Genomic DNA, 18256 nt, shown 5'->3' with positions numbered 1-18256 from the left:
GCCACAATGGAATACTTGACATGTTACCGATCGGTTCATAACATGGCAACCTCATGTTACCGATCTGTCACAAATGTACGAATCAACGTAGACAGTCGGGCTCCCGCAATCGTTCCCGGCCTGGCACGCACCGTTCGCCGCCGGACGCCAAGGATTTCCGCCATGAAGGCAGCACTCGCAAGGCGCATCAACGGTCACTTCCACTACGGGTGGATCGTGGTCGGCGTGATTTTTCTGGTCCTGCTCGCGTCGGCGGGCATCCGCGCGACGCCGAGCGTGATGATGGTGCCGCTCGAACATGACTTCGGCTGGAGTCGGGCCACCGTCTCGCTCGCCATTTCCGTCAATCTGGCGCTCTACGGCCTGACCGGTCCGTTCGCCGCTGCCGCCATGCAGCGGTTCGGCATTCGACCGACGGTGATGGTCGCGCTGCTGCTGCTCGCCTCCGGCACGGCGCTCTCCTCGCTGATGACCGCGCCATGGCAGATGGTGCTGATCTGGGGCGTGATGGTCGGCGGCGGCACCGGCGTCGCCGCCGTCACGTTGGCGGCGACCGTCTCGAATCGGTGGTTCCACACGCATCGTGGTCTGGCGATGGGGATTCTCACCGCCAGCTCGGCAACCGGACAAATGGTGTTTCTGCCGATGATGGCGGCGATTACCGAACGCTACGGCTGGCGCCCGGTGGTGCTGATCGTGGCGGCGGTCGCCGCGCTGGTGTTGCCGCTCGTGGCGCTGCTCGTGCCCGAGCGCCCCGGCTCGGTGGGCCTGCGCCCGGTCGGCGCGCCGGAAGACACTCCGGACGCGCCGCTCAATCAGGGCAATCCGCTCGCCCACGCGTTGTCGGTATTGCGCATGGCCGCCGGCAAGCGCGACTTCTGGCTGTTGTTCTTCAGCTTCTTCATCTGCGGCGCGAGCACCAACGGGTATATCGGCACCCACTTCATTGCGATGTGCGGCGATTACGGCATCTCCGAAGTCAAGGGCGCCGGCATTCTGGCCGCCATGGGCATGCTGGATCTCGTGGGCACAACCCTGTCGGGCTGGCTCTCCGATCGCTACAACAGCCGCGTGCTGCTCTTCTGGTACTACGGTCTTCGCGGCCTGTCGCTGATCTACCTGCCGTACGCCTTCGGATTCGACTTCTTCGGCCTGCCGCTCTTCGCGCTGTTCTACGGACTCGACTGGATTGCCACGGTGCCACCCACCGTGCGCCTCACGACCGACGTGTTCGGCAAGACGATGGCGCCGATCGTGTTCGGCTGGATCGTGGCCGGGCACCAGCTCGGTGCGGCAACGGCGGCCCTGGTGGCCGGCTCGCTGCGCGCCACGCTCGGCAACTACACCATGGCGTCGATGCTCTCGGGCGGCGTATGTATCGTCGGTGCGTTCATGGTACTGCGCATTGCCCGTCGCGCCCCGGTCAACCCGGCGCCGGTGGGTGCCTGAACGCCAGGTCAATTCCGGATTCCGCCTCGCGAAACCACCACGCCCCGGCGGCGCACGGCGCCAGCGGGGCGCCCGCGAGGCGCGACTCGACGCCTGGCGGACAGTGCAACGCGTCACGATGACGCCGTCTGCAAGACCGGCGGATTTCCCGTAACCTGTGCAGGTTTTGTGCAGCACAGCATCCCCCCACTTTCACAGGACCTTCAGCAATGACGGACTCGCAACATGCACCCACGGGCGCGCTCGCCGCGCTGGATACGGATCTCTTTTCGCCATACACGCTCGGCCCGCTCGAACTGAGCAATCGCATCGTCATGGCGCCGCTCACGCGCAGCCGCGCCGGTGCGGGCGACGTGCCAGGACCGATGGTCGCCGAATACTACGCACAACGCGCCTCGGCAGGACTCATCATCAGCGAAGCCACCAACATCTCGCAGCAAGGCAAGGGTTACGCCTACACGCCGGGCATCTACACGGAAGCGCAGGTCGCCGGCTGGAAACAGGTGACGGACGCACTGCACGCCAAGGGCGGCAAGATTTTCTGCCAGTTGTGGCACGTGGGACGCATCTCGCATCCGTCCCTGCAGCCGGGCGGTGCACTGCCCGTCGCGCCCTCGGCAGTGCAGCCCGCCGGCAAGGCGTTCACGGAAAGCGGCTTCCAGCCGCACCCGACGCCGCGCGCGCTGGAGACCGACGAGATCCCGGGCATCATCGAGCAATACCGCCATGCGGCCGAATGCGCGAAGCGCGCCGGGTTTGACGGCGTGGAAATTCACGCGGCTAACGGCTATCTGCTCGATCAGTTCATGCGCGACAAGACGAACCATCGCACCGATCAGTACGGTGGCAGCATCGAAAACCGCGTGCGCCTGACGCTGGAAGTCACGCAGGCCGTGGTCGACGTGTGGGGCGCGGATCGCGTGGGGATTCGTCTCTCACCGGTCAGCCCGGCAAACGACTGCGGCGACAGCCATCCCGAGCCGGTGTTTACGTACGCCGTCGAGCAGCTCAACCGCTTCGGCCTCGTGTATCTGCACGTGGTCGAAGGCGCGACGGGTGGCCCTCGCGAGGTGGAGAACGGTTTCGATCTGCAGAAGCTGCGGCGCCTCTTCAAGGGCACCTTCATGGCGAACAACGGCTATGACCTCGCGCTTGCGCTCAAGGCACGCAAGGAGAACCTTGCCGACCTGATCGCGTTCGGCAAGCCGTTCATCGCGAACCCGGATCTGGTGGAACGGCTCAAGCGCGGCGGACCGTTCAATGCGCTGGATCGGGATACGCTCTACGGTGGCGACGCGCGTGGCTACGTCGACTATCCGACCCTCGACGAATCCGCGGCATAACGGTGTAAGCGTGTAACCGTCATGCCGCGCAGGCGTCGGCAACGCACCGCCGACGCCGCGCCGCTCACGCCGCGCGCTGCGCCTGCCAGCGCGCGAAATCGGCACCGGCCGGGTTCTGGTACATGCGCAGGCCGAACTCGGGCAGGATCGCGAGCAGGTGATCGAACACATCGCCCTGCACGCGTTCGTACTCCGCCCAGACAGTCGTGTTCGTGAAGCAATACAGTTCGACGGGGATACCCGTCGACGACGGTTCCAGCGAGCGCACCATGCAGGTCATGCCCTCGTGGATGTTCGGGTGCGCCTTCAGATACGCCAGCGCATAAGCGCGGAACGTGCCGATGTTCGTCAAGCGACGGGTATTCGCCGGTACGCCGGCAGCCACGCCCAGCGCAGCGTTCGCGTCGGCAATCGAGCGACGCTTTTCGATCAGGTACGGCTCGAGCAGATGCAGCCGGGACAGTCGCGCGATCTCCGCGTCGTCGAGGAATCCGACGCTGCCGGCGTCGATGCACAGCGTCCGCTTGATGCGACGGCCGCCCGCCTGTTGCATTCCGCGCCAGTTCCGGAAGCTCTCGGAAATCAGACGCCACGTCGGAATCGTGGTGATCGTCTTGTCCCAGTTCTGCACCTTCACCGTATGCAACGCGATGTCGACCACGTCGCCGTCCGCGCCGACCTGCGGCATCTCGATCCAGTCACCGACGCGCAGCATGTCGTTCGACGTCAGCTGCACGCTAGCCACGAATGACATGATCGTGTCCTTGAACACCAGCAGCAGCACCGCCGACATCGCGCCCAGGCCGGAGAGCAGCAGCCACGGCGAGCGGTCGATGACCGTGGCCACGATGGCGATCGCCGCCACCACGTACAGCGCGATCTTGCCTAGCTGCACGTACCCCTTGATCGAGCGTGTGCGCGCATGTTCCGACAGGGCATAGACCGTTTGCGCGGCATCGAGGGCTCCGGCAATGGTCAATGTCGCGTAAAGGAGCGTGGTGGCCAGCGCAATGTTGCTGATCAGCAGAACAGCCTTGGGCGGCAGATCCGGGACCCACGCAATCCCGAACTGGATCACGAGGTACGGGAGGATGTGCGCCGCCCGCTGGAACACGCGGTGAGCGAGCAGCGCATCGTCCCAGCGATTGGCCGTGCGCTGCACCACGAGGCGCACGACGCGCACGATCAGGTACTGCGCCAGGGCCTGCACGAGCAACGCCACCACCAACAGTATCGTCAACGCCACCGCCAGCCGTGCCCACGGTACGTTGTCGAGCCACGCCAACATTCCTTCCCACGTCATTCCAGCACTCCTTGCCACGCCTTGCCACCGCCCGCCCGGACGGGCAGGCAAACGCAAAATGACGGCCGCATCGGGCCGTCATTCACAAACCTGCCGACGTGCCCCCGGACACTTGGCCGGGCGCATCGCCGGTACATCCATCCCGCTCGCTGCCGAATCCTGCAACCGGCAACGGGTGCTTCATCGGTCCTTCATCGAGGGCGCTAGCTTACACCGACGCACCGAACGGTACGCTCGCGATCACGTTCGGCGCGCCCGGCAGCGACGGGGGCGTGATCGTGCCGCCGCCATTGCCGCGCGACTTGCCGGAACTCAGGTAGTCCGCGATCGAGTCCTGCGTCACCTCGCCGAGGTACTGATTATCGTCGCCGAGCACCGGCAACGATGCCAGATTGTGCTCATACATGCGCGAGAGCAACACGCGCAGGTTGTCATTGGCCACGGCAGAGGCCTTGAAGTCACGCACCCGCTCGCCGCACGTGCCCTGTGCGTGACGCGTGTCCCTGCGGGCAACGTAACCCAGCGCACGTGCATTCTCGTCCACCACGACCAGCGAGCGCGTATCGAGCTCGTCCATCATGCCGTAGGCTTCCGACAGCGGGGTCTGCGGCTTGACGGTCGGCAGCGGCGTGGCGGCATCTTCCGCCCGCACCAGCAACAGGCGCTTGAGAATTCGGTCATGTCCCACGAAGCTCGCGACGAACTCGTCGACCGGACGGGCAAGCAACGCGTCGGGTTGCGCGTATTGCACCAGCCGTCCCTGGCGGAAGATCGCGATGCGATCGGCCAGCTTGATCGCCTCGTCGATATCGTGGCTGACCATGATGACGGTCTTGCCCAACTGACGCTGCATCTGCAGGAACTCGTTCTGAATCGACTCGCGGTTGATCGGGTCGACGGCGCCGAACGGCTCGTCCATCAGCAGCACGGGCGGGTCCGCGGCAAGCGCGCGGATCACGCCGATGCGCTGCTGCTGACCGCCGGAGAGCTCGCGCGGATAGCGCGACAGGTAGCGCTTGGGATCGAGCGCGACCATGCCCATGAGCTCGGTCGCGCGTTCGCGGCAGCGCTTCTTGTCCCAGCCAAGTAGACGCGGGACGACAGTGATGTTCTCTTCGATGGTCATGTTCGGAAACAGACCGATCTGCTGAATCACGTAGCCGATGTGACGGCGCAGCTCGATTTCGTTGATGTTGCCCGTGTCTTCGCCGTTGAGCAGAATGCGCCCGGAGGTCGGCTTGATCAGCCGGTTGATCATCTTGAGCGTGGTGGTCTTGCCGCAGCCCGACGGGCCGAGGAAGACGCAGATCTCGCCCGGCGGCACCTCGAGGCTGACCGAATTCACGGCCGTGACCGGCGTACCGTCCTTCTGGACGAAGCTTTTGGTGAGATTGTCGAGTGTAATCATACGGTTCGGATTCCTTTCGGTGTCAGCACGCGCTGCAGGCGGTGCAACAAGGTGTCGGCGACAATGGCGAGCAGACTCACCATGACCGCACCCACGACAAGCTGTCGGGTATCGCTCTGGCTGATCCCCTGGGTGATCAACACCCCGAGACCGCCGGCCCCGACGATGGCGCCGATGGCCATCACGCCGATATTCATCACGACGGCGGTGCGCACGCCGCCCAGTACCACCGGCACGGCCAGCGGCAGTTCGACCAGGCGCAGGCGCTGCCAGAACGTCATGCCGATGCCGATGCCCGCTTCGCGGATGCTCGGCTCGATCTGACGCAGCGCGAGGCTCGTGTTGCGCATGATCGGCAGCAGCGAATACAGGAAGACGGCAGCGACTGCCGGCGCCGGCCCGATGCCCATGCCGTAGACCGACAGTGCGGGGATCATGAGCCCGAACAAGGCAATCGAGGGAATGGTCAGCACGACCGTCGCCAGCCCGAGCACCAGGCCCGAGAGCCAGCGAAAGCGCGTGACCAGCACGCCCAGCGGCACGCCGACCACGATGGCCGCGCCTACCGAAGCGGCCACCAGCCACGCATGCTGCCCCGTGAGGGTCAGGATGCGGTGCCAGTTATGTGTCAAAAATTCAATCATGGGACTCCTCAGTCGTTGCGCATGCGGTGCGGCGTCACTGCACCAGGCCTTCCTGCTTGAGGAAGTCGCTTGCCACACGCGACACGGCCTGATGGTCGATGTCGACCTTCGCGTTCATGTCGCGCATGTTCTCGTCGTTGATCTTCGCGGACAGCGCGTTGAGTTCGTCGGCGAGTTTGGGGTTGGCGTCGAGCACTTCCTGGCGCACGACGGGCGTGGCGGCGTATGCCGGGAAAAATCCCTTGTCGTCGGCAAGCACCTTCAGATCGAAGCCCTTGTTGCGGCCGTCACTCGTATAAACGAGACCTGCGTCGATCTGCTCGTTCTTCAGCGCCGTGTAGACCAGACCCGGATCCATCTGCTTGATGTTGCGGCGCTCGAGATGGAAGCCGTAGAGCTTTTCCATCGGCTCCAGTCCGTCGGAGCGGCCGACGAACTCCATGTCGAACGCAAACTGCATCTTCGGATCGGCACGGAACTTCTCAACGAGCTGCGACACCGTCTCCACGCCTTCCTCGCGCGCGATCTTTCCCGGCATTGCGAACGCGTAAGTGTTGTTCAGCGTGGACGGATTGAGCCAGACGAGGCCGATCTTGCCGTCGAGCGCCTTCACGCGTTCATACGTTTGCTGCGGGTCAAGCTTCTCGGTGACCTTGTTGTAGACGATCAGCGACGTGCCCGTGTACTCCCAGACGATGTCGAGCTGATGGCTCTCCATGCCCTGGCGCATGACCACGCTGCCCAGGCCGTTCTTGAGTTCGACGTCGTAGCCCTTGCTACGCAGGTACTGGGCCGTCATCTCCGAGAGGATCAACTGTTCGGTGAAGTTCTTGCCGCCGATGGTCAGCGTGGCGGCACCGGCGGTCGCGCTTGCGGCCATGACGCCGAGCCCGACGCAGGCCATGCCGAGGCGGCGCATCCAGCGCGAGCACAAACGCGAGAGCGCGCCCGTGCGCATTTGGGAATTCGACTGTTGCATAGGGGTAGGTCTCCTTTGTCTCAGCGCGCGGGCGCACCGTGACGTGCGAACCAGAGACCGCTCGCGAAGGCGACGATGCCGTCGAGCACAAGCGCGAGCAAGGCGGTCCCGGCGGCGCCGAGGAGCAGCTTGGTCTGGTCGTTCAGATAGATGCCCGGGAAGATCAGTTGTCCCAGACTGTCCGCGCCGATCAGGAAGGCGAGCGGCGCGGTGCCGACGTTGATCGCGAGCGCGGTGCGAATGCCGCCGACGATGACCGGCATGGCGTTGGGCAAGTCGACGCGAAACAGCACCTGGGCGGGGGTCATGCCCATGCCGCGCGCCGATTCCCGCAAGGCGGGCGGCACCTGCCGCAGCCCTTCGTACGCATTGCGCACGATGGGCAGCAGCGAGGCCAGCCACAACGCCAGAATGGCGGGGCGATCGCCGATGCCCAGCACCGCCATCGACAGCGCCAGTACGGCGAGCGAGGGCAGCGTATTGCCGATGTTGAAAATCTGCACGGCGCGCTCGGCATGCTTCTCGAACATCGGCCGCGAGATCAGAACCCCCGCCGGCACGCCGACGACGATGGCCATCGTCATCGATATCGCCACGAGCTTCAGGTGCTGTTGGGTGTAGTACACCAGGTCGCCCCGGTATTTGACGAGCGCGTCCACGCCCAGCCAATACACCAGACCGGCGACTGCTGCGACGACGCCCAGCAGTCCGAAGCCGGCCAGATAGAGAATGCGATACTGCTTCGCCACGTTCATGCTCCCTTTGAATGGGTTGGCAGCGCTGGCGCGAGGCAATAGCAATCGCCCCGCGTGACAACGCGGTCAAACAAGCATGACAACTGATAGCTGCCTTGCGAATTGTGAAGTGTTCGCTCCGAAGGTCTGTGAAAGACAACGGTGACGAACCAGGCGTCGCGAATGCGACATGAGAGACGAGCTTTCGACGCCGTGGGCGCCTGGGCCTCTCGGTGCACACTTATTGAAAGCGCGCGAATGTTTTACTGCACAAGCTCATTGCGTGATGGAACGGGTCGCCGGCGCAACGAGGAACACCGGCAACGCTTTTGTTTCTATTGGCCAATCTCGGCGATTGGCTTTTTTTATTCTAGTACAGATAGTGCGTCGATGCCAACCCGTAGCACGCTTTTCGCGAGGGATCCGGTGCATTTACACACGCTTACACGCCCCATCTTCACATATGAATCGGACACCGAATCAATAGCACACGCTCGAATCCCCCGTGATGCCTGGCCTCGGGCGGATCGACGCGCGGCGACACACCTGTGTCCCGAAATCTTCAATTTCATGGTTCCGCATAGCGGTCCACCGTGCCGCAGTGAATTATTTTCCGACAGGATGCCGACGCACTTTCGAGGGGTTCCGACACGCCTCGAAATGCGCCGAAATCCGCATGACCACGAGGCCGAAACGGGAAAGGGCCACTCGCCGTTCGAAACGGATGCGGACGCCGAAAAACTCGTGTATTCTCCGAGGTTTATCTTAGTTTTCAACTATTTAGCGCAAATCGGGGAAACGCGGCGGTAACGCGAGGCAACGACCTTGCGGCCAGTCGCGACGCGCGGGTTGAAGGCTGGGAAAGCGCGATCGTGCGCGAGGCACGAGGTCGTTGATTGGCGAATAACAATTATGAAAAGTACCATCAGCCGTACCGAACAGGGCAATCGCATTGCCGCGACCACCATTCTGGTCGCATGCGCCGCACTCACCCTCGCGGGGTTCCTCACGCGTGCGCTCGAAGGCACGGTCAATCCGCTGCTGACCTTCTTCCTCGTCTCGGCCGGCGGCATTCTCAATCTGTCGACAGCATGCCTGCTCGGCGTGCAATACCTCTACAACGGCAAGCGTTACTTCGCGCAATTCGGATGCGCGTTTTTGCTACGCGGCCTGTTCATGTTCACCGAAGGCGTGCTGCTGGCGAACCAGCTCGCGGGCATCGCCTCGCATGTCACGCGCGCGCCGTTCTGGCTGTGGTTGATGGCCGAAGCCAGCTTCGCGGCTTACGTCATGCTCAGCGTACGAAGCTACACGCGCACCCGCGGCGATCCGCATACGCGCCCCGGCTACACGGAGGCGGCGCGTTACGGAGCAACGGTCCTCGTCATCTGGATAGTGGTGTCGTTGTCGCTCGTCGGCGCCGGACGCACGCTGGTCACGCCGCATCTTGCCGCGGGCATCGATGTCGAAACACTGGCGCTCGGTGCGCTCTTCGCGACGTATGTGGCCCTGTGGTGGCGCGTGGCGGCAGTGACACGCCTGTCCCACAAGCTTTTCCTGCTCGTATGGGTGGTCGTCACCATTTCGCTGTGCCAGTTGCTGCTCTCGCTCACGGCGCCGAGCGAGGCGTCGTATCAATGGTATGCCGCGCGGTTGCTCGCGCTGGCTTCGCCTGGTGTGGCCACGCTCGCGCTCGTGTGGGAAATCACGCGTCAGTACCAGTCGCTCGCGCTCACCAACACCGATCTCGTCGAGAAGGTCTTCATCGATCCGCTGACACACATCTATAACCGTCGTTACTTCGACAACCGCATTCGGCTGGTGGCCGACCGCGTGCAACAACGCGCAATCCCCCTGTCCGTCCTGCTGATCGACATCGATTTCTTCAAGCAGGTAAACGATCGCTACGGACACCCGTTCGGCGACACCGTCCTGCAGCGCATCGCCACCACGATTCAGCATTGCATCCGGCTGCCGAGCGATTTCGCGGTGCGACTTGGCGGCGAGGAATTCGCGGTGGTCCTGCCGGAAATCGACCAGCACGCGGCGCTGCGCGTCGCCGACCGCATTCGCGAGTCGGTCAAGCGGGCAAGTACCGACCTGCTTCCCGCCAAGGCCCGCGACGAAGGCGAGGCGATTACCATCAGCGTGGGCATTGCGTCATGGCAGCCGGGCGAGCCGCTCGTCATCAGTGCCATGCTGGAGCAGGCCGACAAGGCGCTCTACCAGGCCAAGCACAAGGGGCGCGACCAGAGTGTGCTGGGCCAGCAGATGGCGGCGTAGCCATCACCGCTGGGCCAACGGGCGCTGCGGCAGCAACGGACGCAGGCACAAGGGGCGCAACCCCGCCAGTCCTCGAGCGGCCCGTGCGAAGCGTATTTCCCGTGGGGGCGATGGCACCCGAGCGTCAGCGCTGGTGAGGCGACGGCGGCCCCTTGAGTTCGACGACGTTGCCGTCCGGATCGCTGAGGTAACACGACGGCCCTTCCCCGTGCGCACCGTAGCGCTGCACCACCTCTCCCAGCGTCACCCCGTGCGTGGCGAGCCCACGACGGATTGCGTCGGCATCGAACGGCTCGACGCGCAGACAGAAGTGATCGAGATTGCGCCCCTCCGGCCCGGGCGCCGCGCCGCCCTGACGTCCGATCGCGCCGTTCACGTCGACCAGATCGATCAGCGCGTCGCCGGCTCGCAGTTGCACCAGGCCGATGTCGGCCTGCACTTTCTCTCGCGTGCAGCCGAGCACGTCGATGTAGAAGTGCTCGAGGCGGGCGACGTCGTTCGTGCGCAGCACCACGTGATCGAGCGCGACAAACGGAATCTTCATCACGCGCTCAGTGCGTAGCGCCGCCGCTTCTCGACCTTGGTCTCGTGCGTCATTTCGCTGCGGCCATCCTCGAATACCGTCTCGAGCCGTACGGTGAAGCCCCAAAGCCGTGCCACGTGCTTGAGCACTTCCTCGAAACCTTCGTCCAGCGGACGGCGATCGCTCTGCACGTGGCGCAGCGTAAGCGAACGGTCGCCATGCAGATCGACATGCGCGACCTGAATGTTCGGCTCGAGCTGGCTCAGGTTGTACTGCTGCGCGAGCATCTCGCGAATCTCGCGATACCCCGAATCGTTGTGGATGGCCGTCACGCGCAGGCGACTGTCGCGATCATCGTCGAGCACCGAGAAGAGCTTCAGGTCGCGGATGACCTTGGGCGAGAGGAACTGCTGGATGAAGCTCTCGTCCTTGAAGTTGCGCATGGCGAAGTCGAGCGTGGTGAGCCAGTCGCTGCCCGCGATATCCGGCGCCCAGCGACGGTCCTCGTCGGTCGGCGCCTCGCAGATGCGACGGATGTCCTGGAACATCGCGAAGCCCAGCGCATACGGGTTGAGCCCGCTGTAGTACGGACTGTCGAACGACGGCTGGTACACCACGTTCGTGTGTGCGTGCAGGAACTCCATCATGAAGGCGTCGTTGACGAGCTTCTCCTTGTAGAGCTGCTGGAGAATCGTGTAATGCCAGAACGTCGCCCAACCTTCGTTCATTACCTTGGTCTGGCGCTGCGGATAGAAATACTGCGCGAGCTTGCGTACGATGCGCACGATCTCACGCTGCCACGGAGCGAGCTTCGGGGCGTTCTTCTCGAAGAAATAAAGCAGATTCTCCTGCGGTTCGCCGGGGAACGGTGGCTCCTCCGACTCCGTGGGATCGAGGCCGTCGTCGTCGTCGTCATCGTGAAGCGCATGGTTCGGCAGCGTGCGCCACAGGTCGTTGATCTGCATCTGCAGATAGTTTTCGCGCTCCTTCTGGCGCGCCTGCTCCTGGGCGAGCGACAGCCGTTTCGGCCGCTTGTACCGGTCCACGCCGTAATTCATGAGCGCGTGACAGGAGTCGAGCAACAACTCCACCGATTGCTCGCCGTAACGCTGCTCGCACTCCGTGATGTAGTTGCGCGCGAACAGCAGGTAATCGACGATCGCGTCGGCGCTGGTCCACGTGCGGAACAGGTAATTGCCCTTGAAGAACGAGTTGTGACCGTAGCTGGCGTGCGCGATGGTGAGCGCCTGCATGGTCATGCTGTTCTCCTCCATCAGATACGCGATGCAGGGGTTGGAGTTGATGACGATTTCATAAGCGAGCCCCATCTGTCCGCGCTTGTAGCCTCGCTCGGACGACAGGAAATGCTTGCCGTAGGACCAGTGGTGATAGCCGATGGGTAGCCCTACGGTCGCGTACGCGTCGAGCATCTGCTCGGCGGTGATGATCTCGATCTGATTCGGATACGTATCGAGCCTGAAATCCTTCGCAATGCGTGCGATCTCGTGCTCGTAGCGCTGAATCAGCTCGAACGTCCATTCCGATCCGGTGGATATATAGGCCATGATGCGTCCTCGTTGCCCGCATTGCGTCGTCGACGCGGCGACCGCCTTCAGGCCGCCTTCTTCTTGAACAGGTCGTGCAGCACGGGGTAGATTTCGGCCGCTTCCATGATGCGTTGCATCGCGAAATTCGGGTGCTGCTGCTTGACCGACAGATACTCGTTCCACAGATTCTGCGGCTCGGCGCTCGCCACCTCCACGTAGGCGAAGTACTGCACGGCCGGCATGATCGTCTGGTTGAGGATGTCGCGGCAGATGGGCGAGTCGCCGTCCCAGTTGTCGCCGTCGGAGACCTGCGCCCCGTAGATGTTCCAGTCGCTCGGCGAGTAGCGATCGGCGATGATTTCCGTCATCAGCTTGAGCGCGCTCGACACCACCGTGCCGCCCGATTCCCGCGCGTAGAAGAAGTCGTCCTCGTTGACCTCCTTCGCGGTGGTGTGATGGCGAATGAGCACCAGGTCGATGCGCTCGTAGTTGTGCCGCAGAAACAGATAGAGCAGCATGAAGAAACGCTTGGCCAGATCCTTGCGGCTCTGGTCCATCGAGCCCGACACGTCCATCAGGCAGAACATGACGGCCTGCGCCTGCGGTCGCGGCTGCATGATCCGGTTCGAGTAGCGCAGATCGAGCTTCTCGATGTACGGAATCGCTTCGACGCGAGTGCGCAGGTGCGTGATCTCGTGCGCCAGGGCCAGGGCGCGCGGCGACGTATCGCCCTCGCGCGAGACCACGTCGGCGTACTCGGCTTCCAGTTCGCGCAACTGCTTGCGATACGGCGCCGTGAGCGCGATGCGGCGGCCGAGCGAGCTGCGCATCGTACGAATGACGTTGAGGTTCGACGGCGTGCCGTCGATGGAATAGCCCGCGCGAACCTTGCGGAACTCCGGAATCTGCGCGAGCCGGCGCTTGGCGAGGTCCGGCAGGGCCATGTCCTCGAAGAAGAACTTCAGGAACTCCTCGCGCGAGAGGTTGAAGACGAAATCGTCTTCGCCCTCTCCCGAGTCGCTGGCGCGGCTGCCGCCGCCACCCGCGCCCGATGGCGGACGCTCGAAGTTGTCGCCCACCACGAACTCGCGGTTGCCGGGATGCACCATCTCCCGCCGCCCGCCGGGCCCGTGGTGGAACAACGGTTCCGAAATGTCCTTGACCGGGATCGAGACCTGTCCGCTGCCATCGATATCGGTAATCTTGCGCCCACCCACCGCCTTCGCGACCGCGCGACGAATCTGCTCGCGGTAGCGTTTGATGAAACGCTGCTGGTTGATGGCGCTTTTGTTCTTGCCGTTTTGCCGTCTGTCGATGATTGCTGACATAGTGGCCCCGATGGATTACGAGGATTTGCGCACGCGCAGATACCATTCCACGAGCAGGCGAACCTGCTTCGGGGTATAGCCCTTTTCCACCATACGGTTGACGAAGTTCGCGTGCTTTTCCTGATCCTCCTTGGACGACTTCGCGTTGAACGAGATCACCGGCAGCAAGTCCTCGGTCGTGGAGAACATGCGCTTCTCGATGACCGCGCGCAGTTTCTCGTAACTCGTCCAGAGCGGATTCTTGCCCGCGTTGTTGGCGCGCGCGCGCAGGACAAAGTTGACGATCTCGTTGCGGAAGTCCTTCGGGTTGGTAATCCCGGCCGGTTTCTCGACCTTTTCCAGTTCGTCGTTGAGCGCCGTGCGATCGAGAATCTCGCCGGTGTTCGGATCGCGATACTCCTGATCCTGAATCCAGAGATCGGCGAAGTTCACGTAGCGATCGAAAATGTTCTGGCCGTACTCGGAATACGACTCGAGATAGGCCGTCTGGATTTCCTTGCCGATGAACTCGACGAACGGTGCCGTCAGGTATTCCTTGATATAAGCCAGGTATCGCTTCTCGACCTCGCCCGGATACTGTTCGCGCTCGATCTGCTGTTCGAGCACATACAACATGTGCACCGGGTTGGCCGCCACTTCAGTGTTGTCGAAGTTGAACACCTTCGAGAGCACCTTGAAGGCGAAGCGTGTGGACATGCCCGTCATGCCCTCGTCCACGCCGGCGTAGTCGCGGTATTCCTGATACGACTTGGCCTTCGGATCGATGTCCTTGAGGTTCTCGCCGTCGTAGACGCGCACCTTCGAGAAGATGTTCGAGTTCTCCGGCTCCTTCAGTCGCGTGAGCACGGCAAACTGCGCCAGCATCTTGAGCACGTTCGGCGCGCGCGGCGCATTGGCGAGCGAGCTGTTCTTCACGAGCTTCTCGTAGATCTTCACCTCGTCGGTCACGCGCAGGCAGTATGGCACCTTCACGATATAGATCCGGTCGAGGAAAGCTTCGTTGTTCCGGTTGCCCTTGAAGCTCTGCCACTCCGCTTCGTTCGAGTGCGCTAGCACGATGCCGTCGAACGGAATCGCACCGAACCCTTCCGTGCCCTTGTAGTTGCCTTCCTGCGTGGCGGTGAGCAGCGGGTGGAGCACCTTGATCGGCGCCTTGAACATTTCCACGAACTCGAGCAGGCCGCGGTTGGCCAGGCACAGGCCGCCGGAGTACGAGTACGCGTCCGGGTCGTCCTGCGGATATTCCTCGAGCTTGCGAATGTCGACCTTGCCGACCAGCGACGAAATGTCCTGGTTGTTTTCGTCTCCCGGTTCGGTCTTGGCAATGGCGATCTGTTGCAGCACCGACGGCCGCACCTTCACCACGCGGAACTTGGTGATATCGCCGTTGAATTCGTTCAGGCGCTTGGTGGCCCACGGCGACGGGATCGTATTGAGATACCGCACCGGAATGCCGAAGTCCTCTTCCAGAATCTTGCCGTCTTCCTCGGGCGAGAACAGACCCAGAGGCGACTCGTGCACCGGCGATCCCTTCAGGCAATAGATGGGCACGTCTTCCATCAGCGCCTTGAGCTTCTCGGCCAGCGACGACTTGCCGCCGCCCGGGGGCCCCAGCAGATACAGGATCTGCTTGCGCTCCTCGAGGCCCTGCGCGGCGTGCTTGAAGAACGAGACGATCTGCTCGATCGTGTCTTCCATGCCGTAGAAGTCACGGAAGGCAGGATAGATCTTGATGATCTTGTTGGAGAACAGCCGCGAGAGTCGCGGGTCGTGGTGCGTGTCGATGAGCTCCGGCTCACCGATGGCGCGCAGCATGCGCTCGGCGGCCGTCGCATATGCCGTCGCATCCTTCTTACAGATCTCCAGGTATTCCTGGATGCTGTATTCCTCTTCCCTGCGTGCTTCGAAACGTGTCGTGTAGTGGCTGAAAATATCCATATGCCTCACCCCCGCTTCATCGGAAAGCATCACAACGCGATGCCCGCCCTGTTACCCAAGACCCGGATGACTGCGCAATGGTTTCGACCTGGCTCACTGCATGCCGGAGCGACGATTGCGAAACCATTCGCACTGTCCCCTCCCTCACATGAACGACTCAAAATCCGTTTAGGTTGACTTTAAACGCGCTACCGAAAATTGCAACCGTTAACTCATCATATGCTCAAAACAAAAAAACTGTCGCTAGATATTTTCCGCATCTCTAGGCCTCCACGATAACCCGCATTCCACAAGGGTTCTTGCACGATCTACGCATTGCGCACGGCCATGCCGTTGCGTCGAAATTCGAGCGTTTTTTCAAGCACCATCCCACGCATTGCGCACTCGGGTTTGCCTGCACGCACCACCGATTTTTCATACGCGCAATTCATTACGGAATCCTATGTATTTGACGGATTTTCCCATGAGCGTCGTATCGTATTCTGCGGAAAAAAGTGGGGGGCCCGACGACGTCGACGAACGCGAAGACGTGGGCGCATGACGGAGGGCGTTCCTGACGAAGCATCGCGACGGCGCGAGGTCGCGAAGGTCGTGCGGGCGGCGGGTGCGGCACCCGACGGACGCAGGCGGAAAGTCGACGATTGCCGGATGTCTGAACGGGCGAACCTCCTCGGCGAAATCGTACCGGACGGGACGAATCGGCCATGGATGTCGCGCTTCGCGCCCGTGCCTGCCAGAGGTTCCGGCCGGGCCGCGGCACCGCACCATGCCACCGTCGCATCGATACCTTGCATATTGCCGATCTCTGGAATGAAGCGAACAGCGTGCCAGTCGATCGTGCGTGAACTCATGTTACGCCGGTTCGCCGAAATGTGCTGCGTTGATTGTGTAACGCCCTGTGTCGCCCCGGCACTCCCGCGCCATCACCGCTTCCGGTTCATTTCGTGCAATAATGCAACTTTGTTGCATTTATTACACAGTTGCAAACTGTGTCCGGGCATCGCCCGCCGCCTCCATGATTCGTTTTTCCGTTTGGCTATACCGTCTTGCCGGCTGGGAACGCACCGCATTGACGTTGCTCGTGCTCCTGCCGATGTGGGCGCTCGTCTATTGGGCGCTGCTGGGAGTCGCGTCGTGATCGGCTGTCAGGATCTTTCGGTGCATTTCGGCGCCAATGCGGCGCTCGAGGGGGTCGACGTCACGTTCGCGCCCGGCGTGCTCTCGGCCGTCGTCGGCCCCAACGGCGGGGGCAAGACGACCTTGCTGCGCGCGCTGGCGGGACTGCAGAAGGCGTCGCGGGGCAGGATCGTGAGCGACGGGCCGGTGGCCTATCTGTCGCAACGACCGGAAACGGACCATCGGTTTCCAATGTGCGTCGAGGAGTACGTGCTCACCGGCACGTGGCGGCGCACCGGCGACGCACGCCGCCTCGGCCGCGACGAATTCGCACGGGCTCACGACGCCCTGGCGCGCGTCGGTCTCGCCGACCGGTGTACCCAGCCGCTGGAAGTCCTGTCCGGGGGGCAATGGCAGCGTGCGCGCTTCGCCCGGCTGATCGTCGAGGACGCGCCGATCGTTTTGCTCGACGAACCGCTGACCGGCATCGACGTACCGTCGGCGGAACTGTTGCTGGCCTTGCTGGATCAATGGCGCAACGAAGGTCGCACGGTGGTGACGGTGCTGCATGACCTGCCACTGGTGCTCGAGCGCTTTGCGCACGTGGCCGTGATGGCCGGCCGACTGGTCTCGTCGGGTGCGCCGGCGGCGTGTTTGCACGGCGCCTTTCCGTCCGGCGAACGCGCGGCCGGCGGTGCCGCCGTCGCGCTGTCCGGCGCGGGCGGCTACACGGCGCGCGCGGCCCGCGCCGCGGCCCCGGATGCGTCGATCATGGCAACGCGGGGAGATCGACGGTGACTGCACTGCTCGATTGGCTGGTCGGCCCGTTCGCCGAATTCGACTTCATGCGGCACGCGCTCGTCGGCAGCCTGGCGCTGTCGATCGGCTGCACGCCGGTCGGCGTCTTCCTGTTGCTTCGCCGCATGAGCCTGATGGGCGACTCGCTCTCGCATGCCGTGCTGCCCGGGGCGGCCGTGGGGTATCTGATCGGTGGCCTGTCGCTGCCGTGGATGGCCGGCGGCGGCATGGTGGCGGGTCTGCTCGTCGCGCTGCTCGCCGGCCTGTCGAGTCGCCGCACGCGGCTCGACGAGGGCGCCTCGTTCGCCGGCTTCTACCTGCTCGCGCTCGCGGGCGGTGTGGTCATCGTGTCGAAGTGGGGCAACAGCGTGGACCTGATGCACCTGCTCTTCGGCTCGGTGCTGGCGGTCGACGACCCGTCGCTGATCCTGGTGGCCGCGATCGCGACAGTGACGTTGTTGTGGTTCGGGTGGCATTATCGCGGTCTCGTGCTCGACAGCGCCGACCCGACGTTCCTCGGCCAGAGCCGCGGCAAGACCGTGATGCGGTATCACCTCGGCTTCACGGTGCTCACGGTCATGAACCTCGTTGCGGGCTTTCAGGCCATGGGCACGCTGATGGCCGTCGGGCTGATGATGCTGCCGGCGGCCACGTCGCGGCTCGTCGCCCGCACGTTGCCGGGCATGCTCCTCGTGGCGTGGCTGATAGCCAGTGCGTCGAGCGTGATCGGCCTGTTGATGTCGTATTACCTGGCCTGCCCTTCCGGGCCGGCCATCGTATTGACGGCGGGAGTCGCCTACCTGGGCGCCCTGCTGATTTCGTCGGGCGGCGCATCCGCTGCGAAGGCCCCCGCGCTTTAAGAG

The 18256-nt window shown here is 63.3% G+C and carries 15 protein-coding genes; 6 read left to right on the top strand and 9 right to left on the bottom strand.

Features of this window, described 5'->3' with window-relative positions; genetic code table 11:
* Nucleotides 1–162 precede the first annotated feature (162 nt).
* Both LV28_RS27705 and LV28_RS27700 read left to right on the top strand, forming a co-directional pair.
* Nucleotides 163–1449: an MFS transporter gene (locus LV28_RS27705; RefSeq protein WP_023594246.1), complete on the top strand. Its 1287-nt coding sequence runs from the start codon at nucleotides 163–165 to the stop codon at nucleotides 1447–1449.
* A 209-nt stretch (nucleotides 1450–1658) separates the two neighbouring features.
* Nucleotides 1659–2792, top strand: coding sequence for an alkene reductase (locus LV28_RS27700; protein WP_023594245.1), 1134 nt, complete (start codon nucleotides 1659–1661; stop codon nucleotides 2790–2792).
* Nucleotides 2793–2856: 64 nt separating this feature from the next.
* Here the strand turns inward: LV28_RS27700 and LV28_RS27695 are convergent, their stop codons facing one another.
* The 5 genes from LV28_RS27695 to LV28_RS27675 all read right to left on the bottom strand — a co-directional run bounded on the left by LV28_RS27695 (nucleotide 2857) and on the right by LV28_RS27675 (nucleotide 7881).
* A complete protein-coding gene (locus LV28_RS27695) occupies nucleotides 2857–4095 on the bottom strand; it encodes a mechanosensitive ion channel family protein (protein WP_024788623.1) in 1239 nt (412 codons plus the stop codon).
* A gap of 208 nt (nucleotides 4096–4303) precedes the next feature.
* On the bottom strand, nucleotides 4304–5503 hold the full coding sequence (locus LV28_RS27690) for an osmoprotectant ABC transporter ATP-binding protein OsmV (RefSeq protein ID WP_038618808.1): 1200 nt from the start codon (nucleotides 5501–5503) through the stop codon (nucleotides 4304–4306).
* Nucleotides 5500–6147: an ABC transporter permease gene (locus LV28_RS27685; RefSeq protein ID WP_023594242.1), complete on the bottom strand. Its 648-nt coding sequence runs from the start codon at nucleotides 6145–6147 to the stop codon at nucleotides 5500–5502. Before LV28_RS27685 ends, LV28_RS27690 begins: the two co-directional genes overlap by 4 nt.
* Before the next feature lie 34 nt (nucleotides 6148–6181).
* Nucleotides 6182–7066 carry a glycine betaine ABC transporter substrate-binding protein gene (locus tag LV28_RS27680; protein ID WP_023872308.1) on the bottom strand — a complete coding sequence of 295 codons (885 nt, stop codon included), beginning with the start codon at nucleotides 7064–7066 and terminating at the stop codon, nucleotides 6182–6184.
* 80 nt (nucleotides 7067–7146) lie between these two features.
* Nucleotides 7147–7881: an ABC transporter permease gene (locus tag LV28_RS27675; protein ID WP_023872309.1), complete on the bottom strand. Its 735-nt coding sequence runs from the start codon at nucleotides 7879–7881 to the stop codon at nucleotides 7147–7149.
* A gap of 891 nt (nucleotides 7882–8772) precedes the next feature.
* Between LV28_RS27675 and LV28_RS27670 the strand changes: the two genes are divergently transcribed.
* Nucleotides 8773–10143 carry a GGDEF domain-containing protein gene (locus tag LV28_RS27670; protein WP_023594239.1) on the top strand — a complete coding sequence of 457 codons (1371 nt, stop codon included), beginning with the start codon at nucleotides 8773–8775 and terminating at the stop codon, nucleotides 10141–10143.
* A gap of 124 nt (nucleotides 10144–10267) precedes the next feature.
* On the opposite strand, the gene LV28_RS27665 is transcribed toward LV28_RS27670, so the two are convergent.
* Genes LV28_RS27665 through LV28_RS27650 form a run of 4 tightly spaced genes read right to left on the bottom strand, consistent with a single transcriptional unit; the run spans nucleotide 10268 to nucleotide 15479 of the window.
* Nucleotides 10268–10687 carry a VOC family protein gene (locus tag LV28_RS27665; RefSeq protein ID WP_023594238.1) on the bottom strand — a complete coding sequence of 140 codons (420 nt, stop codon included), beginning with the start codon at nucleotides 10685–10687 and terminating at the stop codon, nucleotides 10268–10270.
* Nucleotides 10687–12231 carry a SpoVR family protein gene (locus LV28_RS27660; RefSeq protein WP_023594237.1) on the bottom strand — a complete coding sequence of 515 codons (1545 nt, stop codon included), beginning with the start codon at nucleotides 12229–12231 and terminating at the stop codon, nucleotides 10687–10689. The genes LV28_RS27665 and LV28_RS27660 overlap by 1 nt, the downstream gene beginning before the upstream one ends.
* A 47-nt stretch (nucleotides 12232–12278) precedes the next feature.
* Complete coding sequence (locus LV28_RS27655) at nucleotides 12279–13541, bottom strand: YeaH/YhbH family protein (RefSeq protein WP_023594236.1); 1263 nt, start codon at nucleotides 13539–13541, stop codon at nucleotides 12279–12281.
* A gap of 15 nt (nucleotides 13542–13556) precedes the next feature.
* Entirely contained in the window at nucleotides 13557–15479 is a 1923-nt protein-coding gene (locus tag LV28_RS27650) for a PrkA family serine protein kinase (RefSeq protein ID WP_023594235.1), read from the bottom strand.
* Between the two features lie 1015 nt (nucleotides 15480–16494).
* Here LV28_RS27650 and LV28_RS49245 point away from each other — a divergent pair.
* Genes LV28_RS49245 through LV28_RS27640 form a run of 3 tightly spaced genes read left to right on the top strand, consistent with a single transcriptional unit; the run spans nucleotide 16495 to nucleotide 18253 of the window.
* Complete coding sequence (locus LV28_RS49245) at nucleotides 16495–16617, top strand: hypothetical protein (RefSeq protein WP_255315185.1); 123 nt, start codon at nucleotides 16495–16497, stop codon at nucleotides 16615–16617.
* Nucleotides 16614–17393: a metal ABC transporter ATP-binding protein gene (locus LV28_RS48980; protein ID WP_048806449.1), complete on the top strand. Its 780-nt coding sequence runs from the start codon at nucleotides 16614–16616 to the stop codon at nucleotides 17391–17393. Before LV28_RS49245 ends, LV28_RS48980 begins: the two co-directional genes overlap by 4 nt.
* Before the next feature lie 47 nt (nucleotides 17394–17440).
* On the top strand, nucleotides 17441–18253 hold the full coding sequence (locus LV28_RS27640) for a metal ABC transporter permease (protein ID WP_048806744.1): 813 nt from the start codon (nucleotides 17441–17443) through the stop codon (nucleotides 18251–18253).
* The last annotated feature ends 3 nt before the right edge of the window (nucleotides 18254–18256 follow it).

It is taken from the genome of Pandoraea pnomenusa (assembly GCF_000767615.3).
GTDB classification, from domain to species: domain Bacteria; phylum Pseudomonadota; class Gammaproteobacteria; order Burkholderiales; family Burkholderiaceae; genus Pandoraea; species Pandoraea pnomenusa.
This window is presented reverse-complemented; position numbering and strand designations above follow the sequence as displayed.